24 protein-coding genes and 2 tRNA genes are annotated in these 23659 nt (G+C 59.4%); 12 read left to right on the top strand and 14 right to left on the bottom strand.

Translation table 11 applies throughout. From position 1 onward, the window contains the following. Positions 1-112 precede the first annotated feature (112 nt). Both ACR0C9_RS05445 and grxD read left to right on the top strand, forming a co-directional pair. Positions 113-349, top strand: coding sequence for a BolA/IbaG family iron-sulfur metabolism protein (locus ACR0C9_RS05445; protein WP_039530494.1), 237 nt, complete (start codon positions 113-115; stop codon positions 347-349). Between the two features lie 70 nt (positions 350-419). Further along, complete coding sequence (gene grxD, locus ACR0C9_RS05440) at positions 420-782, top strand: Grx4 family monothiol glutaredoxin (RefSeq protein ID WP_170518386.1); 363 nt, start codon at positions 420-422, stop codon at positions 780-782. 7 nt (positions 783-789) lie between these two features. Here the strand turns inward: grxD and ACR0C9_RS05435 are convergent, their stop codons facing one another. Genes ACR0C9_RS05435 through ACR0C9_RS05425 form a run of 3 tightly spaced genes read right to left on the bottom strand, consistent with a single transcriptional unit; the run spans position 790 to position 2389 of the window. Then, positions 790-1140 carry an MliC family protein gene (locus tag ACR0C9_RS05435; RefSeq protein WP_170518383.1) on the bottom strand — a complete coding sequence of 117 codons (351 nt, stop codon included), beginning with the start codon at positions 1138-1140 and terminating at the stop codon, positions 790-792. Next, on the bottom strand, positions 1137-1532 hold the full coding sequence (locus ACR0C9_RS05430; RefSeq protein WP_170518380.1) for a cell division protein ZapA: 396 nt from the start codon (positions 1530-1532) through the stop codon (positions 1137-1139). The genes ACR0C9_RS05435 and ACR0C9_RS05430 overlap by 4 nt, the downstream gene beginning before the upstream one ends. After that, the gene (locus ACR0C9_RS05425) at positions 1532-2389 is read right to left on the bottom strand and encodes a hypothetical protein (RefSeq protein WP_480780552.1); all 858 of its coding nucleotides are present in this window, start codon (positions 2387-2389) and stop codon (positions 1532-1534) included. The genes ACR0C9_RS05430 and ACR0C9_RS05425 overlap by 1 nt, the downstream gene beginning before the upstream one ends. A gap of 236 nt (positions 2390-2625) precedes the next feature. On the opposite strand from ACR0C9_RS05425, the gene tkt reads away from it, so the two are divergent. Further along, positions 2626-4647, top strand: a complete 2022-nt coding sequence (tkt, locus tag ACR0C9_RS05420; protein WP_170450894.1) for a transketolase — start codon at positions 2626-2628, stop codon at positions 4645-4647. A 48-nt stretch (positions 4648-4695) separates the two neighbouring features. Here the strand turns inward: tkt and ACR0C9_RS05415 are convergent, their stop codons facing one another. Both ACR0C9_RS05415 and ACR0C9_RS05410 read right to left on the bottom strand, forming a co-directional pair. After that, on the bottom strand, positions 4696-5496 hold the full coding sequence (locus ACR0C9_RS05415) for a thioesterase family protein (RefSeq protein WP_480780551.1): 801 nt from the start codon (positions 5494-5496) through the stop codon (positions 4696-4698). Positions 5497-5585: 89 nt separating this feature from the next. Next, on the bottom strand, positions 5586-6557 hold the full coding sequence (locus ACR0C9_RS05410) for a DUF808 domain-containing protein (protein ID WP_170450898.1): 972 nt from the start codon (positions 6555-6557) through the stop codon (positions 5586-5588). Between the two features lie 181 nt (positions 6558-6738). Between ACR0C9_RS05410 and gap (ACR0C9_RS05405) the strand changes: the two genes are divergently transcribed. The 3 genes from gap (ACR0C9_RS05405) (at position 6739) to gap (ACR0C9_RS05395) (ending at position 9053) form a co-directional block, all read left to right on the top strand. After that, positions 6739-7740, top strand: coding sequence for a type I glyceraldehyde-3-phosphate dehydrogenase (gap, locus tag ACR0C9_RS05405; RefSeq protein ID WP_170450900.1), 1002 nt, complete (start codon positions 6739-6741; stop codon positions 7738-7740). Positions 7741-7811: 71 nt separating this feature from the next. Next, positions 7812-7955 carry a hypothetical protein gene (locus ACR0C9_RS05400; protein ID WP_170450902.1) on the top strand — a complete coding sequence of 48 codons (144 nt, stop codon included), beginning with the start codon at positions 7812-7814 and terminating at the stop codon, positions 7953-7955. 93 nt (positions 7956-8048) lie between these two features. Beyond that, positions 8049-9053 carry a type I glyceraldehyde-3-phosphate dehydrogenase gene (gene gap, locus ACR0C9_RS05395; RefSeq protein ID WP_480780550.1) on the top strand — a complete coding sequence of 335 codons (1005 nt, stop codon included), beginning with the start codon at positions 8049-8051 and terminating at the stop codon, positions 9051-9053. Here gap (ACR0C9_RS05395) and coaD read toward each other — a convergent pair. The 3 genes from coaD to ACR0C9_RS05380 form a co-directional block, all read right to left on the bottom strand. Further along, positions 9045-9536 carry a pantetheine-phosphate adenylyltransferase gene (gene coaD / locus ACR0C9_RS05390; RefSeq protein ID WP_480780549.1) on the bottom strand — a complete coding sequence of 164 codons (492 nt, stop codon included), beginning with the start codon at positions 9534-9536 and terminating at the stop codon, positions 9045-9047. The genes gap (ACR0C9_RS05395) and coaD overlap by 9 nt on opposite strands. Positions 9537-9620: 84 nt before the next feature. Next, entirely contained in the window at positions 9621-10058 is a 438-nt protein-coding gene (locus tag ACR0C9_RS05385) for a CBS domain-containing protein (RefSeq protein WP_170450908.1), read from the bottom strand. A gap of 59 nt (positions 10059-10117) precedes the next feature. Then, positions 10118-11020 carry a LysR family transcriptional regulator gene (locus ACR0C9_RS05380; RefSeq protein WP_170621753.1) on the bottom strand — a complete coding sequence of 301 codons (903 nt, stop codon included), beginning with the start codon at positions 11018-11020 and terminating at the stop codon, positions 10118-10120. A gap of 105 nt (positions 11021-11125) precedes the next feature. Between ACR0C9_RS05380 and ACR0C9_RS05375 the strand changes: the two genes are divergently transcribed. Next, positions 11126-12625: a CoA-acylating methylmalonate-semialdehyde dehydrogenase gene (locus ACR0C9_RS05375; RefSeq protein ID WP_170450912.1), complete on the top strand. Its 1500-nt coding sequence runs from the start codon at positions 11126-11128 to the stop codon at positions 12623-12625. Between the two features lie 203 nt (positions 12626-12828). Then, positions 12829-13413 carry a L,D-transpeptidase gene (locus ACR0C9_RS05370; RefSeq protein ID WP_170453041.1) on the top strand — a complete coding sequence of 195 codons (585 nt, stop codon included), beginning with the start codon at positions 12829-12831 and terminating at the stop codon, positions 13411-13413. 69 nt (positions 13414-13482) lie between these two features. Here the strand turns inward: ACR0C9_RS05370 and ACR0C9_RS05365 are convergent, their stop codons facing one another. Together ACR0C9_RS05365 and ACR0C9_RS05360 are read right to left on the bottom strand one after the other, a co-directional pair. Then, positions 13483-13959 carry a fasciclin domain-containing protein gene (locus ACR0C9_RS05365; RefSeq protein ID WP_170450914.1) on the bottom strand — a complete coding sequence of 159 codons (477 nt, stop codon included), beginning with the start codon at positions 13957-13959 and terminating at the stop codon, positions 13483-13485. A 71-nt stretch (positions 13960-14030) separates the two neighbouring features. Continuing rightward, positions 14031-14882 carry a class I SAM-dependent methyltransferase gene (locus ACR0C9_RS05360; protein WP_170621750.1) on the bottom strand — a complete coding sequence of 284 codons (852 nt, stop codon included), beginning with the start codon at positions 14880-14882 and terminating at the stop codon, positions 14031-14033. Between the two features lie 140 nt (positions 14883-15022). On the opposite strand from ACR0C9_RS05360, the gene ACR0C9_RS05355 reads away from it, so the two are divergent. The 4 genes from ACR0C9_RS05355 to mmsB all read left to right on the top strand — a co-directional run bounded on the left by ACR0C9_RS05355 (position 15023) and on the right by mmsB (position 19319). Next, positions 15023-16138 carry a carboxylate-amine ligase gene (locus ACR0C9_RS05355; RefSeq protein ID WP_170734676.1) on the top strand — a complete coding sequence of 372 codons (1116 nt, stop codon included), beginning with the start codon at positions 15023-15025 and terminating at the stop codon, positions 16136-16138. A gap of 114 nt (positions 16139-16252) precedes the next feature. Further along, entirely contained in the window at positions 16253-17395 is a 1143-nt protein-coding gene (locus ACR0C9_RS05350; RefSeq protein ID WP_480581353.1) for an acyl-CoA dehydrogenase family protein, read from the top strand. A 7-nt stretch (positions 17396-17402) separates the two neighbouring features. Beyond that, positions 17403-18443 (top strand): enoyl-CoA hydratase/isomerase family protein, encoded by a 1041-nt coding sequence (locus ACR0C9_RS05345; RefSeq protein ID WP_480780548.1) that lies wholly within the window; start codon positions 17403-17405, stop codon positions 18441-18443. 3 nt (positions 18444-18446) lie between these two features. Further along, positions 18447-19319, top strand: a complete 873-nt coding sequence (gene mmsB, locus ACR0C9_RS05340; RefSeq protein ID WP_480780547.1) for a 3-hydroxyisobutyrate dehydrogenase — start codon at positions 18447-18449, stop codon at positions 19317-19319. A 1-nt stretch (position 19320) separates the two neighbouring features. Here the strand turns inward: mmsB and ACR0C9_RS05335 are convergent, their stop codons facing one another. The 4 genes from ACR0C9_RS05335 to ACR0C9_RS05320 all read right to left on the bottom strand — a co-directional run bounded on the left by ACR0C9_RS05335 (position 19321) and on the right by ACR0C9_RS05320 (position 23518). After that, positions 19321-20190, bottom strand: coding sequence for a fused MFS/spermidine synthase (locus tag ACR0C9_RS05335; RefSeq protein WP_480780546.1), 870 nt, complete (start codon positions 20188-20190; stop codon positions 19321-19323). A 91-nt stretch (positions 20191-20281) separates the two neighbouring features. Continuing rightward, positions 20282-23140, bottom strand: a complete 2859-nt coding sequence (uvrA, locus tag ACR0C9_RS05330; RefSeq protein WP_480625969.1) for an excinuclease ABC subunit UvrA — start codon at positions 23138-23140, stop codon at positions 20282-20284. A 179-nt stretch (positions 23141-23319) separates the two neighbouring features. After that, positions 23320-23396, bottom strand: a tRNA-Asp gene (locus ACR0C9_RS05325). 45 nt (positions 23397-23441) lie between these two features. Next, positions 23442-23518 (bottom strand) — tRNA-Asp (locus ACR0C9_RS05320). Positions 23519-23659 lie beyond the last annotated feature (141 nt).

The following is a 23659-nucleotide window of genomic DNA, read 5'->3' as shown; positions in this document are numbered from 1 at the left end:
TCCTGCGCGCGCAACCGGGCGCAGGATTTGCCGGTTTTGTCCGCGCGTGCCATCTTGCACGCCCCGCCCCATCGCTCTACATCTTGGGAAAGACTTTCAGGAGTAAACCTACATGCCGATGAGCGCCCACGAAATTGAAACCCTGCTGCGCGAGAGCTTTCCCAACGCGGAAATTCAGGTTGGCGGCAGCGATGGCGTGCATATGTCCGCCATGGTCGTGGACGAAAGCTTTCGCGGCAAAAACCGCGTTCAGCAACAACGCGCCGTTTACGCGGCCTTGAAAGGCAAGATGGACGGCCCGGACGGAGAGTTGCACGCGCTGGCGCTGACCACGAAAGTCCCAGAATAGCTCTTGGTTTTCCGCAGAAAACAGAGATCCCAATGCATTCCCTAAAGGGAAGACCACAAGGAAACGCGAAATGACCGATGTGAAAACCCAGATCGATGAAACCGTCAAAGCCAATGACGTGGTTCTGTATATGAAAGGCACCAAAGAGATGCCACAATGTGGCTTCTCATCCCGTGTGGCTGGCGTGCTTAACTATATGGGCGTCGACTATGCCGACGTGAACGTTCTGGCCGATGACGCGGTGCGTCAGGGCATCAAGGACTACTCGGACTGGCCGACCGTGCCGCAGCTATATGTCAAAGGTGAGTTTGTCGGCGGCTGCGACATCATCACCGAGATGACCCTGTCGGGTGAACTGGACACGTTGTTTGACGAAAACGGCGTCGGCTACAACAAGGAAGCCGCAGACAAAATCCGCGAAGCAAACGCGTGATCCAGCCTCAGCGGCTGGAGCAATTCTGATAGATCACCTGCTCGCTGGCGGCATCGCTTGCCGCCAGATAGCTGATGGACGCGTCCCACCCTTTCGAGCGCAGAACATAGGTGCCTTCCGTATCGACGGATTCGTAGCGGATGCCCGAACCGCTTTCGACCTGACGCAACGCGACAAGAGTATTGTCCACAATCGTCGCCGCCGCACCCGTCCCGTCGGCAGCGTTGAAATAGGTGACCGGCAGCGGCACACCGTTTTCGCAAGTGAAGGTCACAGACAGAATGTCGATCTCGGCCAACGCTGCCGAAGCAGACATCGCGACCAGTGCACCACCGGCCAGAACACATAGCTTGTTCATTGGGATTTCTTCTCCTCAACGACCGAGGCCAGGGCTTCGGCCCGTGCCGCCAATTCGGCCAGCGTATCGGTCACCGAAGGCGGAACCACCGCAACCTCGACCCGTTCCGGCTCGGGCGCAGGGGCGTTGCGCAGGGTGTTCAGCTCGGTTTCGGCCTCGGCCAGTTTGGCCTCCAGCGCCTTGACCTTATCCTCGGTCGCAGCCGTTTTGTCGGCCAGCATCAGGCCCGCCATCAACAGCATCCGAGATTCCGGCATCCGACCGATCTGATCCGACAGGACCTGAGCCTCGTCATCCAGCATTTTTGCGGCGGATTGCAGAAACACCTCTTCCCCGTCCTGACAGGACACATCGAATCCGCGCCCGCCTATATGAATGGTAACCTCGGGCATTATTCCACCTCACCTTCCGCAAGTTTTGCCTGGTTCAGCAACGGCTCCAGCCGCGCCAGAACCGCGTGGGCCTCGGCCGCATCGGTTGCCTGCGCTGCGCGCGTCGCCTCCAATTCCGCGATCGTCGCCCGGTTCAGAAGTTCGGCATCTGTCACGCCTTGTTCCGCTGCGGCCCGCAACTCATCAACCGAACCACGCAGTTGTTCGTTGGCTTTGCGCATCCGTTGCAGATCATCATCCAGCCGAGACATCGCTGCCCCATGGCTGGCCCGTTCGGCGCGCAGCATCTCAAGCTCGGCGCTCAGGTCGCCAACACGTTCCGTATCGGCAAGTTCCGCCCGCAACCGGCTGTTTTCCGCCTCAATCTGCTTGGCCTGCGCCACAAGCGCCTGAAGCTGTTCCAGCTCGGCCTGCAAGGGCGCGTTATCATCAAGCGCCTCAAGTTCGGCCTTTAGCTGTTCATTCTCGGCTTTCAGCGTGTCCAGCTCTTCCGAGTTTTCCAACGCGGCTTTGGCTTCGGCCAATTCCGCACGGGCTGCTTCGACCGATGCCAGCTTTGCGGTCGCCTCGGCCAGTTGTTCGCGCAGTGTCTCGGTTTCGGACCCGTCGCCCGAGGCCCCGCGGGTCTGATCCAATTCGGCGCGCAGCCCGTCGACTTCCTGTTCATGCCGTTCTTTCAGGGACTTCAGCCGTTCCTGTAGCTGAGCGTTCGCGACGCGTTCATCCTCAAGCTCGGCCTTCAACCCTTCATCCGCGTCGCCACTGCCGGGGGCTGCGTCCTGCAAGGCGTCGACGCCCGCGCCAATGCGCTCCATCGCTGCAATAATGCGATGCTGTAATTCCTCGATCTGGCTCATGCCCCTGTCACCTCTTTATCAAGGTTCGTTCTGTTGCAGGGTGACCCGAATCAACGTCATCCCCCGCCTGCAAGTAGTTTAGCGGAATGCGGCGGGAAATACCCACTGTTTGGTTTCAACAACTTGGACTGCTCTCTTGAAGCGCCTGGTCTTTGTGACACGCGGTTCTGCTTGCACTTTGAGGGGTGGATGCTATTGAGCGCGCAATCTGCTTCAAATCCAAAGGAACAACGCCCGTGGACCTGACTGCGCTGCGCAATGCCAACCCCGAACACTGGGACAAAGCTGCGGCCATCCGCACCCTGACCCTGGACGCCGTCGCCGCCGCCAATTCCGGCCATTCCGGCATGCCGATGGGCATGGCCGATGTTGCGACCGTGCTGTTCGAAAAGCACCTGAAATTCGACGCCGCAAACCCCAGCTGGCCCGACCGTGATCGGTTCATCCTATCGGCAGGCCATGGCTCGATGCTGGTCTATTCGCTGCTGTATCTTACGGGTCATGCCGACGTCACACTGGACGAGATCAAGAATTTCCGGCAGCTGGGCGCGAAAACCGCCGGTCACCCGGAAAACTTCCTGATCGATGGCGTTGAAACCACCACCGGCCCGCTGGGTCAGGGTATTTCGAACGCGGTTGGCTTTGCCATGGCCGAGGAAATTCAGCGCGCCCATTACGGCAAGAAGGTTGTCGATCACTATACTTACGTGATCGCAGGCGACGGTTGCCTGATGGAGGGTGTCAGCCAAGAGGCGATCACCCTGGCGGGCCGTCACGAACTCAGCAAGCTGATCGTCTTCTGGGACAACAACAACATCACCATCGACGGCACCGTCGACATTGCAGACCGCACCGATCAGGTGCGCCGTTTCGCAGCCTCGGGCTGGCATGTGATCGAGATCGACGGCCACGACCCCAAGGCCATCGATGCCGCTATCGTGGACGCGAAGAAATCCAGCAAGCCGACCATGATCGCATGTGAAAGCCATATCGCGCTGGGTCACGCGGCGCAGGACACGTCGAAAGGCCACGGCGCGCTGACCGATCAGGATCAGTTGAAAGCCGCCAAAGACGGCTATGGCTGGCCGCATGATGCGTTCGAAATCCCCGCGAATGTCAAATCCGCTTGGGAGGCCATCGGCTCGCGCGGTGCTGCTGAACGTGCCGCATGGGAAGAACGTTTTGCGCAACTGTCCGAACGCAAACAGGCCGAATTCAACCGTGCCTACGCGTTTGAGGCCCCCAAGAAACTGGCCAGCGCAATCCGTGCGTTCAAAAAGCAGGTGTCGGAAGATCAGCCCAAGCTGGCCACCCGCGCCTCGTCTGAAAAGGTTCTGAACGTCGTGAACCCGATCATGACCGAAACCGTTGGCGGCTCGGCTGACCTGACCGGTTCGAACAACACTAAATCAGCCGATATGGGTGTGTTCCTGCCGGAAAACCGTAAGGGTCGTTACATCCATTACGGTATCCGTGAACACGGTATGGCCGCCGCGATGAACGGCATGGCGCTGCATGGCGGCATCCGCCCCTATGGCGGTACGTTTATGGCGTTTACCGACTATGCCCGCCCGTCCATGCGTCTGGCAGCACTGATGAAGATCCCGTCGGTTTTTGTGATGACCCATGACTCGATCGGTCTGGGCGAAGACGGCCCGACCCACCAGCCGGTCGAGCATCTGGCAATCTCGCGCGCGACGCCGAACACCTATGTGTTCCGCCCCGCCGATACAGTTGAAACGGCTGAGGCATGGGAACTGGCGCTGACCTTCAAGGACAGCCCCTCGGTCCTGTCACTGACCCGTCAGGGCGTACCGACCGTGCGCAAGGATCACAAGACCAAGAACCTGACGGCGCAAGGCGCTTATGTTCTGGCCGAGGCCGAAGGCAAACGTCAGGCCATCCTGATTGCCACCGGGTCCGAGGTTTCGCTGGCGATGGACGTCAAAGCGATGCTCGAAGCCGAAGGCATCGGCACCCGCGTCGTCTCGATGCCCTGCATGGAGCTGTTCGCGCAGCAGGACGAAGCCTATCGCAAGCGCGTTCTGCCCGCCGGTGCCGTGCGCGTCGGGATCGAGGCCGCCGTTCGCGCCGGTGGCTGGGATCGCTGGCTGCTGGGCGAGCGTGGCCGCGAAGCCAAAGCGGGCTTCATCGGCATGTCTAGCTTTGGCGCATCGGCCCCTGCGGGTGAGCTTTACAAGCATTTCGGCATCACCGCCGAAGCGACCGTCGCCAAGGTCAAGGAATTGCTGGGCTAAACCCAAGCGCTCAACCCAAAAGCCCCGGCCAGCGCCGGGGCTTTTTTGTCAGACGAAGATGATAACCGACTGCATCCCGTCCACGATCAGATCGCCGTCGGTATTCCACACCCGCATGACCTGCGAGCTATAACCGTCGCGCCCTGCCGTCAGTTGATGTTCCAGCAGCCACCAGCCATCGCGAGTGTGAACATCCTCGGACAACACGTTGAAAATCCAGTTCATTGATGAATTCGGGCCGGGTTTCTTCAAGGTCGGATAGATCGCAGGCGGTGGCAGATCCGCGACCGAGATCAGCCCTTCCATCCGATCCCACATTCGCGGGTCACGGTGCCGCGCCCATAAACGCAAGTACCCGTGTTCCGCACCCGAAAACGGCAAAGAGCCTTCCACCCGTTTGACATCGAAATTCTCAAGGAACGGAATTGGCGGACGCGGCAAGCCCGGCGGGAAATAGGGATCACAGGCTTCGGGGTCCGGGGCGGGTTTTGCGGGGTGGTCAAATGCAACATGGCTGTCCTGCGCATGACCGAACGAGAAAGTGGCGGTTGCCGCCACCTGCCCTTCAATCTCGGCGCGGGCGCTGATGATTGTCACATTGCGGCCCTGGCGCAAAACGTCGGTACTGATCGTGGGCGCAGCGCCAATCGGGGCTGTGAAATTGATCAGAGCGGATCGCAAAGGCGGCAGGCCCTTATGATGTGCGTGGACAGTTGACAGCATCAGGGCCGAGGAAAACCCGCCAAAGGTCGTGCGGCCCTGCATCCAGTTCTGGGGCACAGGGAAACTCAGGCCGTTGTCTTTGGCGACCCGCGCCTCAAGAACATCGATCAAAGACTGATTGGGCATGAGGGTACCAATTCTACTGTGTCTTACCCGACACTAGCCGCCTGACAACACATCACCATCACAACCCAACGTCACATTCGGATTCTGTTTCAGTGCTTCTCGGCTGATCCGCTGAAAGCGCCCATCATCGGACCGACGACCTTGGTCGCGACCGGAATCAGAACAAAGCCCCAGGCCAGACCGAACACGCCGTCCATCGTGGCTTTGGACACCCACTCAATCACACCGACCCACTGGCCGGATGCCATATGACCAAGCGCATAAGCCCAATCGTGAATATGATGACCAAGCCAGCCAAAGCCCAGAACCTCCATCCCGTGGATGACAATCGATCCGCCGACCCACAACATCGCCGCCGTGCCGACGATGGACAGAATTTTCATAACCACCGGCATGGCCTTGACCAGACCCCGGCCTGTCCCACGCCCAATCGGCGTTGGCGCGTTCTGCGCCAGAAACAGCCCGACATCGTCCATCTTCACGATCAATGCGACCGATCCGTAAACGGCCACGGTCACGCCGATGCCCACTACTGCCAGAGTCGCCGCCTGCATCCAGATATTCGGGGCCTCAATCGCCGCCAGTGCAATCGTCATGATCTCAGCCGACAGGATAAAGTCGGTCTTGATCGCGCCCTTGACCTTTTGTTCTTCAAGGTGGCCGGGATCGCGCACGCTCATGTCTTCTTCGATGGCGTGGCTGCCATGAGGGAACAGGGCGTGAAAGATCTTCTCGGCCCCTTCGAAACATAAATAAGACCCGCCAAGCATCAGTAGCGGAGTGATCAGCCACGGCGCGAAATTCGCCAACAACAGCGCGACTGGCAAAAGCAGGATAAGCTTGTTGAAGAACGACCCGCGTGCAATGCGCCAGATGATCGGCAACTCGCGCGCAGGTGCGAAACCCTGAACGTATTTCGGCGTCACCGCCGCGTCGTCGATGATCACGCCCGCCGTCTTGGCCCCGGCCTTACCGGCCGCTGCTACCACATCATCGACCGAGGCCGCAGCCACCTTGGCAATCCCCGCCACGTCGTCCAAAAGGGCCAACAGACCGCTCATTGCGCATCCTTTCCTGTCACCTGTCGCACCGCGACCCTACCCGATCTCACAGCTAGCGCAAGCGTTAGCGCAATCGCGTGAGGTTTGCGCTAACACCTTAAAAATATGCCGCTTTTGCCCTTTTGAGATTCCAATTTCGCCGCTATATGGCCAGCAACGCAAGCGCATCTGGAGACATCTCATGACCATTAAGGTCGGCATCAATGGTTTTGGCCGCATTGGCCGCTGTACCCTGTCGCATATCGCCGCCTCTGGCCGCAACGACATCGAAGTGATCAAGGTCAACGCAACCGGCCCGCTGGAGACTTCGGCGCATCTGTTGAAGTATGACAGCATTCATGGCCGTTTCCCGCGCGATGTATCGATTGACGGAAACACCATGGATCTGGGTCGCGGCCCGATGCAGATGTTCTCGACCTACGACATGAACGAGCTGGACTGGGAAGGCTGCGATGTCGTTCTGGAATGCACCGGCAAGTTCAATGACGGCATCAAGGCGAAAACGCACCTTGAGCGTGGCGCCGGCAAGGTTCTGCTGTCCGCACCGGGCAAGAATGTCGACAAGACCATCGTGTTTGGTGTCAACCACAACACCCTGACCGCGAATGACAACATGGTGTCGAACGGCTCGTGCACCACGAACTGCCTTGCCCCGCTTGCCAAGGTTCTGGATGAAGGTGTCGGCATCGAACATGGCATCATGACCACGATCCACGCCTATACCGGCGACCAGCCGACCCTGGACCGCCGCCATAGCGATCTGTATCGCGCCCGCGCTGCCGCGATGTCGATGATTCCAACCTCGACCGGTGCCGCCGCAGCGCTGGGTGAAGTGCTGCCCAACCTCAAGGGTCGTCTGGACGGCTCGGCCATCCGCGTGCCGACACCGAATGTCTCGGCCGTTGATCTGAGCTTCCGCGCCTCGCGCGATGTGACCGTCGAAGAGGTCAACGCCATCGTCGAAGAAGCCGCCAAAGGCCCGATGCAGCGTGTTCTGGGGTACGAGCCCGCGCCGCTGGTCTCGACCGACTTCAACCACACCGAAGAAAGCTCGATCTTCGCACCCGACCAGACCCGTGTTGTCGACAACCGCATGGTCCGCGTGCTGGCCTGGTATGACAACGAATGGGGCTTTTCGGTCCGCATGGCAGACGTTGCCGTTGCAATGGGTCGTCTTAACTGACCCTTCGGACTTCGCTTGTAGCTTTGCACCCGCTCAGGTTATCTGGGCGGGTGTTTTCGTTCGGGGACAGAATGACAAATCAACTCGCCATCTGGCTCGGATTGCTTATCCTCGGCGCGATCGTGCTGGACTATGCGCTGTTCGGACCCGAGCATTTGGTGTTCCTCAGCAAGAAGCTTTACGCCTTCCTGGACTGGGTCGCTTTCTGGCGCTGACGGAGGTTTTTCTTGACATTCGCGCCAATCTGGAATTGTTAGCGCTAACCAAGCCCAATTCGGGACTCTTTGACGAATGAAACGGAGCGCGACATGACACTCAAACTGGCAATCAACGGCTTTGGACGGATCGGGCGCGGAGTTCTACGGGCGGTCATGGAATCGGGCCGTACGGATGTGCAGATCGTGGCGATCAACGATCTGGCGAAACCCGAAATGAACGCGCATCTGTTCGAGTTTGACAGCGTACATGGCCGCTACCCCAACACAGTCACCCTAAGCGACGCAGGTCTGGACGTCGGCGCGGGCCCCATCCGTCTGACCAGTGAACGCGATCCCGAAGCGCTGGATTGGTCGGACGTCGATGTCGTGCTGGAATGCACGGGCGTGTTCCGGACGCGTGAAGCCGCTGAGCGTCATCTGAAGAACGGATCGAAGAAAGTGCTGATCTCGGCCCCCGCGCGTGGCGATGGTGGGGTCAAAACCGTGGTCTTCGGTGTCAACGACAGCGAACTGACCGCAGACGACATCATCGTCTCGAACGCGTCCTGCACCACTAACTGCCTGTCGCCGGTTGCTGCGGCGCTGGATGCGGGGCTTGGCATTGTGCATGGCAACATGACCACCGTTCACGCCTACACGGCCAGCCAGCCGGTGCACGACACGGCGGGCAAGGACCCTTACCTGTCGCGCGCTGCCGCCTTGTCGATGATCCCGACAACCACCGGCGCGGCTGCTGCGGTCGGGCTTGTGCTGCCGCAACTGGCGGGAAAGCTGACCGGTCAGGCGATCCGGGTCCCTACCCCCAACGTCTCGGTTGTCGATCTGGTGGCCGAGGTATCGCGCCCGACGACCGAGGATGAGGTCAACGCGCTGTTCATCGATGCTGCTGCGAAAACTCCCGGCGTACTGGCTGCGGAAAACCGGCCCTTGATCTCGGTCGATTTCAATCATGATTCCCACAGCTCGACCGTGTCGCTGGCCGAAACCAAGGTCACCGACGGCACCCTTGTGCGGGTGCTGGCGTGGTATGACAATGAATGGGGTTTCTCGAACCGGATGCTGGACACAGCCGCCGCGATGGGTGCCCTAGCCTAAGCGGTCGCGCAAGGCCGCGTGCACGCTGGGTGTGACGAATTTCGACACATCCCCGTTTAGCCGCGCGATTTCTTTGACCAGTTTCGAGGCGATGGCCTGGTGCCGCGCCTCGGCCATCAGAAACACGGTCTCGATTGAATCGTCGAGGGCACGGTTCATGCCGACCATCTGGAATTCATACTCAAAGTCGGCCACAGCCCGCAGACCGCGCACGATGATCTGGGCGCCCACATCGCGGGCGCAATCGATCAGCAGGCTTTCAAAGGGATGAGCAACGATCTCGGTGCCGGTCTGTTCGGTCAGATGCACGCATTCCGCCTCGATCATGGCGACACGTTCTTCCAGTGAGAACAACGGCCCCTTGTCGCGGTTGATCGCAACGCCGATCACCAGCTTGTCCACCAGCGCAGAGGCCCGACGGATGATATCAATATGACCCAGGGTAATCGGGTCAAAGGTTCCCGGATACAATCCAACCCGCATCAGGATCTCCTGCGCAACATTATTTCTGCGCTAGCAAACATAACTTTGACGCAGGTGCAAGGGGTGGAAACGCCCCCGACCAAGTCAATGGCCCATGATCATGCCCTGAAGGGCGTCCTTTTCCATCGCCAGTTCTGCCAGTTGCGCCTTGACGACATCGCCAAGGGTAACAATGCCGACCAGCTTGCCCTCTTCAACGACCGGCATATGGCGAAAGCGCCCTTCGGTCATGCGTGACATGATGTCTTGAACCGTCGCCTGCCGTGTGGTCGTGACCAGATCTTCGGTCATGTACGAGCTTACCGGCTGATTCAGGCACCCGCTGCCGCTGGCCGCCAGTTCGCGGACGATATCGCGTTCGGACAGGATGCCCACCGCCGTCTGCCCGCCGTCTTCGGATACGACAACGGTCCCGATCCGTTTCTCCGCCAGGATTTTTGACGCCTCAGAGACCGTCGCTGAAGGTTGAACCGTGACCACGCCTTCTGCGGCCTTGGACTTCAGAATGGCCTGAACGAGCATTAAGAACACCTCCGGAATAATAAACTTATTCCAAAGCGTTGCGCGATTAGGACAACCTGTCAAGCTTCGGCGGCGGCTTCCAGCCGCGTCACTTCTTCACGGATGCCCTGCGTCAGCGCCTCGGCAAAGCGGTTCAGGCGTTCATTGCGCTGATCGCCCTGATGCCGGACCAGATAGAAACTGCGGGTCAAATGTACTTGGTCCGTCAGGATTTTCCTCAGGTTCGGATGGAACGGCAGGGTAAAATCATGCGCGACACAGACCCCGGTGCCCAACGACACCTGCCGCAATTGAACCGAGACCGAATTCGATGCAAGCGCGACACGGTCAACGCCGATGTCATTCAGATAATCCAGTTCCCGGTCGAAAATCATATCCGGGATATACCCGATCAGACGATGCCCTTTCAGGTCGCCAACCTTGCGGATCGGATCATGGCGATCCAGATAATCCTGCGCGGCGACCATGTGCAGGCGGTAGTCGCTGATTTTCTTGACCAGCAGTTTTCCCGCGGTCGGAGCACTTACAGTAACGGCCATATCGGCCTCGCGCCGGGACAGGTTGATGATCCGGGGCAAGGCGAGGATCTGAATGTCCAGATCCGGGTTGGCATCGCTGATCTTGGCGCAGACTTGCGGCAACAGATAGTTGGCCGACCCATCCGGTGCCCCGATCCGGATCTGACCGCTAAGCGATTTGGTCGAGCCAACCACCGCACCGGCGGCGGCACGCATCGCCTCTTCGGCTTGCAGACCGTGATCCAGCAAGCGTTGACCTGCCCGCGTCAGAATGTAGCCCTGTTGCGATTTGGTAAATAACGGCGCGTCCAGAGTAGCCTCGAGCCGGGCAATGCGCCGACCGACCGTGGCCGGATCGATTTTCAGGATACGACCCGCTGAAGACAGGCTTTCCTCGCGCGCGACGGCCAGGAAAACCCTCATATCGTCCCAATTTGGGTCCATGCTTTGCCTTCCGTGCTTTTCCCAGCGCGTATTTTTCGAACATTTCCTCTGTTCGGGTGATTTTTGCAAGCCTATCCTGCGCCCAAACGTTCGGAGGAGATATCAATGCAAGACCTGACTCATTTCCTGAATGGCGCGCAAGTGGCCGGCACGTCAGGCCGGTTTGACGACGTCTTCAACCCTGCAACGGGCGAAGTGCAATACAAATGCCCGATGGCCAGCGCCGCTGAAACGACGGCCGCCATTGAACAAGCCGCGATTGCGCAACCCGCATGGGGCGCGACCAACCCGCAAAAGCGGGCGCGCGTGATGATGGCGATGGTGCATCTGATGAACCGCGACATGGACAAGCTGGCCGAGGCGCTCAGCCGCGAGCACGGCAAGACCATCCCGGATGCCAAGGGGGATCTGCAGCGTGGATTGGAAGTGATCGAATACTGCATCGGCGCGCCGCAAATGCTGAAAGGAGAGTTCACCGACAGCGCAGGCCCCGGCATCGACATGTATTCGATGCGTCAGCCGCTGGGCGTTGTGGGCTCGATCATGCCCTTCAACTTTCCCGCCATGATGCCCTTGTGGCATGTCGGTCCGGCGCTTGCCTGCGGGAACGCCGTGGTTCTGAAGCCGTCTGAACGTGACCCGTCGGTTCCCCTGATGCTGGCGGAACTGTTCGTCGAGGCAGGTCTGCCGAAAGGCGTCTTCCAGGTCGTCAATGGCGACAAGGAGGCGGTCGACACCATCCTTGATAGCGAGATCATTCAAGGTGTGTCATTTGTGGGCTCGACCCCGATCGCGCAGTATATCTATTCCCGCGCCACCGCGAACGGGAAACGCGCACAGTGCTTTGGCGGCGCCAAGAACCATATGATCGTGATGCCCGATGCGGATCTGGATCAGGCTGCCGACGCCTTGGTCGGTGCAGGATTTGGCGCGGCGGGTGAACGGTGCATGGCCGTTTCGGTTGCGGTTCCCGTGGGTCAGGATACCGCCGACGCGTTGATCGAAAAGCTGGTGCCGCGCGTCGAAAAGCTGAAGGTCGGCCCCTACACCGCAGGCGATGACGTTGACATGGGTCCGGTCGTGACCGCCGCGTCAAAGGAACGTATTCTCGGCCTGATCAACTCAGGTGTGGAACAGGGCGCAAAGCTGGTCGTGGACAACCGCGATTTCAGCCTTCAGGGGTATGAGGACGGCTTCTTTGTCGGGCCGCACCTGTTCGACCATGTGACACCCGATATGGACATCTACAAACAAGAGATCTTTGGCCCCGTCCTGTCGACCGTGCGCGCAGAGTCGTATGAAGAGGCGTTAAAGCTGGCGATGGACCACGAATATGGCAATGGCACCGCGATCTTCACCCGCGACGGGGACACAGCGCGTGACTTTGCCAACCGGGTCAACATCGGCATGATCGGCATCAACGTTCCCATCCCGGTGCCGCTGGCCTACCACACCTTTGGCGGCTGGAAGAAATCCATGTTCGGGGACCTGAACCAGCACGGACCGGACAGCTTCAAGTTCTACACGCGCACCAAGACCGTGACGGCCCGCTGGCCGTCGGGCATCAAGGAAGGTGGCGAGTTCAATTTCAAAGCCATGGACTGATCTGAGCCATGACACCCTCAAGCCCGGCCCATTTGGCCGGGTTTTTTGTGGCAAAGACTCGCCAATGCCCCAGAAAACCCGCACCTTCACGATAAATTCAGGTTTCACAGGCTGGAAATTCGCATCCTGCACAAATAATTTACTCTCAAATTTTTTGATCGAGCAGTTCAAAAATATCGGAGGCCGTTTTGTCCAATTCCCGTATGACCCGCCGCTCGGCCCTTTTGGGGGTCGCGTCCGTTCTGGCAACGCCCGCGCTTGTACGCGCGCAAAGCACGGATGCCTTCCCGCAGACCGAAGACGCGATCAGCACGCAGTTGCCGGTGCGCCGCAATGTATCCTCGTTCTCTCAGCAGAACTGGCAGGATCACTTTGACGAGCTTGGCTCGGGCTGCCTGCTGGCCGACATCACCAGTCGCGCCGTACATTACTGGGGTCCTGACGGGACCTATAAGCTGTATCCAAGTTCTGTACCGATGAGCGAAGAACTGACCAAGCGCGGCTACACCAAAGTTGTGCGCAAGGCCGAAAATCCAAGTTGGACACCGACCGCGTCGATGCGGGAACGCGATCCTTCGCTGCCTGTCCGGATGGATGGCGGCGATCCGGGCAACCCGTTGGGCACCCGCGCCATGTATCTGGACTGGCCCGCCTATCTGGTGCACGGCACCCATGATACGCGCAAAATCGGTCGTCAGAGCTCATCCGGTTGCATCGGACTGTATAACCAGCATGTGGAAGAGCTGTATCCGCTGGTCCAGATCGGCACGCAGGTGCGTCTGGTCTGATCTGATCATCAGTTACACGAAAGCCCCGGCCATCAGGACCGGGGCTTTTGTTTTGTGCGGTCGTGGCGCTTATTCCGGCAGGATCACCGCATCGACCACGTGGATCACGCCATTGCTGGCCTCGATATCGGCCTGAACAACTTCGGCACCGTTGACCTTCACGCCGTTGCGCGCATTCACGCTCAGACGGTCGCCCTGCACGGTCAGAACCTTCGCGCGCTTGCCAGCGATATCGCCCGACATCACCTTGGCCGGAACCACGTGATAGGTCAGAATCTCAACCAGCTGATCCTTGTTCTCGGGCAGCAAGAGGCTTTCGACAGTCCCCTCGGGCAATGCTGCAAACGCCTCATCCGTCGGCGCAAACACGGTGAACGGGCCATTGCCCTTCAGCGTATCGACCAGACCAGCCGCCTGAACGGCTGCGACCAGGGTGGTGAACGATCCGGCAGATACTGCGGTATCGACAATGTCAGCAGCCTGGGCCTTCAGCGGCATGGCAAATGCGAGTGCGGCGGCAGCGCCCATAAACGTGCGACGAAACATGGCTGTCTTCTCCTCTCCAGCTTGTTATGGAAAGGGGTACGGGCCTTTTGTCACACCGGATCACTTTGAGATCACTGTTCCTTGATCTGAACCCAGATACTCTGGGCGCGACCCTCTTTCAAAAAGGGCAAGGCTTCGACGGCATCCGGACGCTCCTGTTGCAGGTAGTATCCCGGCCAAAGCATTGAAAACGCGCCAGATTGCAGCAAAGCGTGCAACATGTACTGTTCCCCCCAGCCGGGGCAGTCATAGAAGAACCGCTTGGGATATTCATAGGGCAAAAAAACATCATGCACGTGGATGACAACACCCGGTTTCAGGCTGGGAATGATGCGGCAGAACAGGTGCGCGACATCGTTCGACATCCGAACAACATGGCTGGAATCGATGAACAGGACATCGCCGGCCTCCAATTGGTCGAACAGCGCGGGGTCCACATCTTCCAGCCGTTTCTGTTCGAACGCGTCCACCACATGCGCAATATCCGCCCGGGGATACGGGTCGATGGCCGTGATCTTGGTTTCCAACCCACCATCGATGATCGCCTGACGTGTGACGCGGGTCGAATTTCCGCAGCCGACCTCGATAACCTGTCTTGGCTGAAACCTTCGGATCATCAGGTACAGCGCATCCGCGTCAGGGCTGTCATAGTAGCCATTGCCGAGGCGATAACCGGTCTGATTGCGCGTGGGGTCTTTCAGAGCGGCCAAGGCGTCGCGGTGTTCCGCAAACTCCTGTTTCAGCGGCTCGATATCGAACCCCTCCATCCCCGGTGACAGAGTGTATGCCGGTTTGGTCAGCCCCCCTGCCCGCTCGAACGCTTCAAGCCGTGCGCGTTCGTCCTGTTCGGCGGCCTTGTCGATCAGTTTCACCCCCAACTCATCAAGCGCTTCGTTGATCTTCGGGAATTTTCTGAGTTTCACGCGCGTCGCTCCGGTTCGGTGGCTTTCTGCATTTCCATACCTTTCCGGCATGGGCCTTCGCAAGCGGCAGAACGGCAAACCCTTGGCAAAACGCCGATTTCCGTATTCACTGAGATCGTAAAACAAAGGGAGGTCCGTGTATGCAGCAGGATTTCACGCTGGGCATTGAAGAAGAATATCTGCTGGTTGACCGCGACAGCCTGCAACTGACCGAAGCCCCCGCCGCCCTGATGGAAGCCTGCCAGGCCGATTTCGAAGGTCAAGTCAGTCCCGAATTCCTGCAATGCCAGATCGAGGTCGGCACGCGCCCTCATACCACGATCAAAGGCGCGCGTGAGGATCTGAAACGGCTGCGATCTTGTGTGTCGAAACACGCCGCCGCATATAACCTCAGCCCGATTGCGGTATCCTGCCACCCGTTCGCCAATTGGAAGGATCAGCACCACACCCGGAAGGAACGCTACGATGCCCTGCAACATGCATTGGGTGGTGTTGCGCGACGGATGCTGATCTGCGGAATGCACGTTCATGTAGGGGTCGAGGACCCGGCGCTGCGGGCTGACCTGATGCCCCAGCTCTGCTACTTTCTGCCTCACCTTCTGGCGCTGTCCACATCCTCGCCCTTCTGGAACGGAGAGGATACGGGCCTGTCCTCCTACCGCCTGACCGTCTTCGACAACCTGCCGCGCACTGGGCTGCCGCCTGACTATAACAGCTGGTCCGAATACGAGCGCACCACCGGCGTTCTGGTCGAATTGGGCGTGATCGAGGATACCTCAAAAATCTGGTGGGACCTGCGCCCCTCGCACCGGTTTCCGACGCTGGAAACCCGCATCATGGATGTGCAACCCCGGCTGGAACATACGCTGTCGCTGGCGGCCCTGGTGCAGGCCCTGACCCGAATGCTGTGCCGCCTAAAGGCGCGAAACCTGCGGTGGCGTCAGTATGATCGGTTCCTGATCAGTGAAAACCGGTGGCGCGCGCAGCGCTATGGGGTTGGCGAAGGGCTGATCGATTTCGGGGATCGCTCGATCAAACCGATGGCCGAACTTATGGGCGAACTTATGGGCATGCTGGCCGAAGATGCCGAGGCGCTGGGCACCATGACCGAACTCGCGCGATTGCGGCAGATTGCCGAAAACGGGACCTCGGCCACACGTCAACGGCGCGCGCATGCCGAAGCTGTTGCCAAAGGCGAGGACCCCGGTCAGGCGGTCGTTCGCCATTTGATCGAAGAGTTTCACGCCGATCTGTGACCCTGCGGCGCGTAGTCGCCGCGCAGCCCGCGAACGATTGCTGATCTTGCAAAATTTCTGTAACGATTGCGAAATAAACAAGCGTTCAATTCTTTACCTGCGGGAGGGTACGCCATGGATTTCGGGCTGACCGAGGAACAGACAGCCATCTTCGATATGGCATATGCGTTTGGGCAGGAAAACATCGCCCCATTCGCGCGCCAATGGGAAAGCGACGGCACCATTCCAAAGGACTTGTGGCCCAAGATCGGGGAACTTGGATTCGGCGCGCTATACGTGTCCGAGGATAGCGGCGGTTCGGGTCTGACCCGGTTGGACGCGACACTGGTGTTCGAGGCCTTGTCGATGGCCTGCCCTTCGGTCGCGGCCTTTCTGTCGATCCACAACATGTGCGCCAAGATGCTGGACAGCTTTGCCAGCGACGACCTCAAATCCCAAGTTATGCCAAACGTGCTGAGCCTGAACACAGTGCTCAGCTACTGCCTGACCGAACCGGGCTCAGGCTCGGACGCGGCCGCGCTGAAAACCCGCGCCGAACGCACGAATGAAGGGTACACGCTGAACGGGTCAAAGGCCTTTATTTCCGGCGGAGGATATTCGGACGCCTATGTTTGCATGGTGCGTACCGGTCAGGACGGCCCAAAGGGTATTTCGACCGTCTATGTTGAAGACGGAACACCCGGCCTCAGCTTTGGTGCGTTGGAACAAAAGATGGGCTGGAAAAGCCAACCCACCGCGCAGGTACAGTTCGACGACTGCAAAATTCCATCCGGCAATCTGGTCGGCGTTGAAGGCGACGGGTTCAAATACGCCATGAAGGGTCTGGATGGCGGGCGTCTGAACATCGCCTCTTGTTCCTTGGGCGCGGCACAGGCCGGGCTGGACATGACCCTGCAATACATGTCCGAACGCAAAGCCTTTGGCCAATCCATCGACCAGTTCCAGGCCCTGCAATTCCGCCTGGCGGATATGGAGATCGAGCTGCAGGCCGCCCGCACTTTTCTGCGCCAAGCGGCCTGGAAACTGGATCAAGGCGCTCCGGATGCGACCAAATTCTGCGCCATGGCCAAGAAATTCGTGACCGAGACCGGATCGAAGGTCGTCGATCAGTGCCTGCAACTGCACGGCGGCTACGGCTATCTGGCCGATTACGGCATCGAAAAGCTTGTGCGTGATCTGCGGGTGCATCAGATATTGGAAGGCACGAACGAGATCATGCGCGTGATCGTCGCGCGCCAGATGATTGCACAAGGCTAAAGGTTACATGTCTGACATCGACATCCGCACAACCGGCCGCGCTGGGCGCATCACCCTGACCCGACCCAAGGCGCTGAATGCGCTGACCTATGATATGTGCATGGCCATCGACACAGCCCTGCGCAACTGGCGCGAGGATGATGCGGTCGATCTGATCATCTTCGACGCCGAAGGCGACAAGGCCTTTTGCGCAGGAGGGGACATTGCTGAACTTTACCAGACCGGAGTCCAGGGCGACTTCGCCTATGGTCAGACATTCTGGCGCGACGAATACCGGCTGAACGCCCTGATCTTCGAATACCCCAAACCTGTCATCAGCTTCCTGCAAGGCTTCACCATGGGCGGCGGCGTCGGAATCGGCTGCCACGGCAGCCACCGGGTTGTCGGCGAAAGCTCTCAGATCGCGATGCCCGAATGCTCCATCGGGCTGGTTCCCGATGTCGGCGGCACGCTGATGTTGGCGCTGGCCCCCGGTCGATTGGGTGAGTTTCTGGGCATCACCGGGCACCGCATGGGCCCCGCTGATGCGATCCTTGCCGGGTTCGCCGATCATTTCATTCCGCAGGATCAATGGGCTGATCTGATCGACATGCTGGAGGCGTCCGGCAGCGCCGATCTGATTGGCGAACATGCCGCCACGCCGCCCAACGGTGAACTTGCCGGTCTGCAACCCGAAATTGACAGCACCTTCGATGGTGAGACACTCGGCGATATTCTCACCAACTTGCGGAGCAGTGGTTCCGAATTCGCGGTGAAGGCGCAGGCCAAGCTGGAACGGAACGCGCCGCTGTCGGCGGCCTGCACGGTGGAAATGCTGCACCGCCTGCGCGGAGAGTCTCTGACCATGCGCCGGGCGCTGGAAATGGAATACCGTTTCACCTTCCGCGCCATGCAACATGGTGATTTTCTGGAAGGCATCCGGGCGCAGATCATCGACAAAGATCGCAATCCCCGCTGGCAATATGCGGATATGACCGTGCCAGCGGTCGCGGTGTCGAAGATGTTGCAGCCGCTGGGCAAGAACGCCCTGACATTCGAGGAGGAGTAAGACATGCAAATCGGGTTCATCGGGCTGGGCAATATGGGCGCGCCCATGGCCGCCAATCTGGCCAAAGCCGGTCACACGGTGCGCGGTTTTGATACCGCTGGGGTCAGCGTGGACGGTGTCGCCAACGTTCAGACAGCTGCCGAGGCCGTAGCGGACGCGGACGCCGTCATCACCATGCTGCCGAACGGGGCCATCCTGCGCGCCGTCGCCGATCAGATCATCCCCCATATGCAATCCGGTGCCGCTCTGATCGACTGTTCAACCGTCGATGTCGACAGCGCCCGCGCCGTCGCTGATCAGGCTAAAGCGGCCGGGCTGCTCTCCGTCGATGCACCTGTTTCGGGCGGGATCGGAGGCGCCTCGGCAGGTACGCTGACCTTCATGGCCGGTGGATCCGAAGACGCCTTTGCCAAAGCCGCCCCCCTGTTCGAGATCATGGGGCAAAAGGCAGTGCACTGCGGCGAAGCCGGGGCCGGTCAAGCGGCCAAGATCTGCAACAACATGATCCTCGGCGTCACCATGATCGCAACCTGCGAAGCCTTTGCATTGGCTGACAAGCTGGGTCTGGACCGTCAGAAAATGTTCGACGTCGTCAGCACGTCCTCCGGCTATAGCTGGACCATGAACGCCTATTGCCCCGCCCCCGGCGTTGGCCCAACCAGCCCTGCGGATAACGGCTACCAACCCGGTTTTGCCGCCGAACTGATGCTGAAAGACCTGCGCCTGAGCCAACAAGCCGCCGAAAGCGCCGATGCGGATACCCCGATGGGGCAAGCCGCAACGGCGTTGTACGAACAATTCGTCGAAGGTGAAGACGGGAATGGTATGGATTTCAGTGCCATGCTGCCTCGATTCGAGAAACGCGGTCGCGGCTGATCTAACTTTCGTCTTGGGATAAGATACAAAGCCGATCTGCGTATTCGGACAAATCAAACCCAAACGGCATCCGCGTTTGCAGCGCGCGCGCGGATGCCGAAACACTGTCCGGATCGGCATACGCCTCTTTGCATCCGAACAGAACATGCGTGCCCTCGACTTCAACCATGCAGGCATCTGCAAAAACCGCCTGAAAGTCCGCTTTCTGCTCAGACAGCCGAGGGTCGCTGTCCACGAGATTCATGCAGACCACGCCCCGGGGCCTTAGCTTGCTTGCGCACATTTCAAAGAACGCGGGCGTGGACAAGGACTGCGGCACACGCCCGTCCGCCGCGAAGCAATCCAGATAGATGTGGTCGAATTGCGCGTCCAACTGTTCGGCCAAATGCAAGCTGCCGTCGGCGCAGGAAATCCGCAGGCGCGGACCGTCTTTCAGACCGAAATACCGGTATGACAGGTCAAGAACTTCCCGATCAATCTCCGAGCCGGTGATCATGACATCATCGAGCAGCGCATGAAGAACCGTGGGCACCCGCCCACCGCCACCGCCCATGACATAGACGCGCTCGGGCCGAGGCACGAAAGCAAGGCACAACAGCATCGCCTGCGTATAACCACCGGTCAGAGTCAGCGGGTTTGTCAGATCAATGCGCGACATGACTCCGCTGAGCGCGTCGTTGGTCAGAGGAACTCCGCTGGGGCAAAACACCAGAAACAGCTCGCTCCCGCTCTTTGCAACGACCACCTGACCGATTTGGCCCTGCCGATGCTCGACCAAACCATCCGGCAGATCCTGCAAATGCCTCAGCCGCTGTGCAATTGAGCCGGGTAAGGATGCCGAGGTGAACACGGTCGGATCTGGATCGGCCATGCGACCTCCGTTCGCGTTGGACGCACCGACACCGCCGATTTGCCAGGCGCCGTCCCCAATAGACGTATTCCTGGCAGTATGCGTGAGCGGGCTACTCGGCGGCAACCGCCTTTGCATCAAGCATCTGTTTCAGATACCGCCCGGTGTGGCTGCGCTCGACCTCGGCCACCTCTTCCGGGGTGCCGGTCGCGACAATCTCACCACCACCGTCACCGCCTTCGGGGCCGATATCGATGATATGGTCGGCGGTTTTCACCACGTCCAGATTGTGTTCGATTACAACAACCGTATTTCCCTGATCGACCAATTCATGCAGCACTTCCAACAGCTTGCGCACGTCTTCGAAATGCAGACCCGTGGTCGGTTCATCCAGAATATACAAGGTGCGCCCGGTGGAACGTTTGCTGAGCTCTTTCGACAGCTTCACCCGCTGCGCCTCGCCCCCTGACAGGGTCGTGGCCTGTTGACCGACCTTGATATAGCCCAGCCCCACACGCGCCAGCGCATCCATCTTGTCGCGGATCGACGGCACGGCTTTGAAGAACTCCTGCGCGTCCTCTACCGTCATGTCCAGCACGTCGGCGATGGACTTGCCCTTGAACTTGATCTCCAGCGTCTCGCGGTTGTAGCGCGCGCCCTTGCAGGTCTCGCAGGTCACGTAGACATCGGGAAGGAAGTGCATCTCGATCTTGATGACACCATCCCCCTGACACGCCTCGCAACGGCCACCTTTGACGTTAAAGCTGAACCGCCCCGGCTTGTACCCGCGCGCCTTCGCCTCGGGGAGGCCAGCAAACCAGTCACGGATCGGGGTGAAGGCCCCCGTGTAAGTCGCTGGATTCGAACGCGGAGTCCGTCCGATGGGCCGTTGGTCAATGTCGATGACCTTGTCCAGAAACTCCAGCCCCTTGATGGTCTCGCACGGCGCGGGTGTCTGACGCGCACCGTTCAGACGCATCGAGGCGGTTTTGAACAGCGTCTCGATGGTCAGCGTGGATTTGCCGCCTCCGGACACGCCGGTCACACAGACGAATTTACCCAGTGGAAAATCGGCGGTCACATTCTTCAGGTTGTTTCCCGTCGCTTTGACAACCGAAACCTTCTTTTTGTTACCTTTGCGCCGTTCGGTCGGCACCGAAATCTCTCGCGTGCCGGCCAGATATTGACCCGTGATCGAAGCGGCGTCAGCCGTGATTTCCGCAGGCGTTCCTTTACTGACCACCTGCCCGCCATGCACACCCGCGCCGGGGCCAATGTCGAACACATAGTCCGCCTCGCGAATGGCTTCCTCGTCATGTTCTACGACGATCACCGTGTTCCCCTGATCTCGCAGGTTCTTGAGCGTACCCAGCAGGCGATCATTGTCGCGCTGGTGCAAACCGATGGATGGCTCGTCCAGCACATACAGAACACCCGTCAAGCCCGAGCCGATCTGGCTGGCCAAGCGGATACGCTGACTTTCCCCTCCGGACAGTGTGCCACTTGAACGTGACAGCGTAAGGTATTCCAAACCAACGTTATTCAGGAATCCAAGACGTTCGCGGATTTCCTTGAGGATGGCGCGCGCGATCTCGTTCTTCTGCACGCTCAGATGGTTCGGCGCATCCTCAACCCAGGCCAGCGCCTCGCGGATCGACATCTCGACCACCTGACCCACGTGCAGGCCCGCAATCTTTACTGCCAACGCCTCGGGGCGCAGGCGGTAGCCTTCGCAGGTGCCGCAGGGGCGGTTGTTTTGGTACCGTTCGAATTCCTCGCGAATCCACGCGCTGTCGGTTTCGCGATAGCGGCGTTCCATGTTCGGTATCACGCCCTCAAAACTGCGCGTGACCTGATAGACCCGCCCGCCTTCGTCATAGCGGAACTGGATTTCCTCATCGCCCGAGCCGCGCAGGAAAACCTGCTGCACCTTTGACGGAAGATCCTTCCACGGCGTGTTCTTGTCGAACTCATAATGCCGCGCGATGGCCTCGATGGTTTGCAGGAAATACGGGGACTTCCCTTTGCGCCATGGGGCCAAGGCACCATCGTACAGCTTCAATGTCTGATCCGGTACGACGAGGCGTTCGTCAAAGAACAGCTCGACCCCCAAACCGTCACAATCCGGGCATGCCCCGAAAGGAGCATTGAATGAGAACAGGCGTGGTTCGATTTCGGGAATGGTGAAACCACTGACCGGGCAAGCAAAATTCTCACTGAACGTAATGCGTTCCGGATCACCCTCGCGCGGGGCGGTTTCCAGAATCGCGATCCCATCCGCCAAATCCAAGGCCGTGCGCAGGCTGTCGGCCAGCCGGGTTTCCATCCCTTCGCGCACGACCAGACGGTCGACCACAACGTCGATGTCGTGACGGAATTTCTTGTCCAGCGTCGGAGGCTCATCCAACTCGTAGAATTCGCCGTCAACTTTCACACGCTGGAAGCCCTGTTTGCGCAGTTCCAGAAATTCTTTCTTATACTCACCCTTCCGGTCGCGCACGATAGGGGCCAGCAGGTAGCCGCGCGTCCCCTCCTCCATCATCATGATCCGGTCAACCATGTCCTGCACCTGCTGCGCCTCAATCGGCAGGCCGGTGGCGGGGCTGTAAGGCGTTCCTGCGCGCGCAAAGAGCAAGCGCATATAGTCGTAAATCTCGGTCACCGTACCCACGGTGGAACGTGGGTTCTTCGATGTGGTTTTCTGTTCGATGGAAATCGCCGGGGACAGGCCGCTGATGTGATCCACATCCGGCTTTTCCATCATGTCCAGGAACTGACGCGCATAGGCCGACAGGCTTTCGACATAGCGGCGCTGGCCTTCGGCATAGATCGTGTCAAACGCCAGCGAAGATTTGCCCGAGCCGGACAGACCGGTGATCACCACCAGCTGATCCCGTGGTATATCGACGTCGATCCCTTTCAGGTTATGCTCGCGCGCGCCGCGCACTTCGATGTTCTTCAGCTCAGCCATTCAGGCCCCCAACCAGACAAGTGTCCTAGAAATAGGCGAGCGGCGCTGAGTCTCCAACAGAAAAGTTAGAACAAAGTGTGAACGAACCAATTATTGCCGACACCTACTGACAAGGCGCGACGCAGTTGGGCCTTGCTGGGCAATTGCTGATGGCCTGAGGTGGAAACTAAAGAAGAAAATGGCGCGGTTGACGGGGCTCGAACCCGCGACCCCCGGCGTGACAGGCCGGTACTCTAACCAACTGAGCTACAACCGCGCATCTATTTTCATGGCCTTTATCCTGGACCAAGGATTGCAGCGATGGCGCGGTTGACGGGGCTCGAACCCGCGACCCCCGGCGTGACAGGCCGGTACTCTAACCAACTGAGCTACAACCGCCCGCTGCACGTTCGCTCTGAACGTTGGGGTGTATTATGGCCCCGCCCCGGCATCGTCAAGCGGCGTTTTGAAGTTTTTTCCGAATTCCAGAATTTTACGCATGCCGCTGTCCGGGCGGCGGCGTCAGTTTTCTGGATACGG

The sequence above is a fragment of the Ruegeria sp. C12 genome, assembly GCF_056537745.1.
Note: the sequence above shows the minus strand (reverse complement) of the source record. Positions and strands in the feature narration are given on the sequence as shown.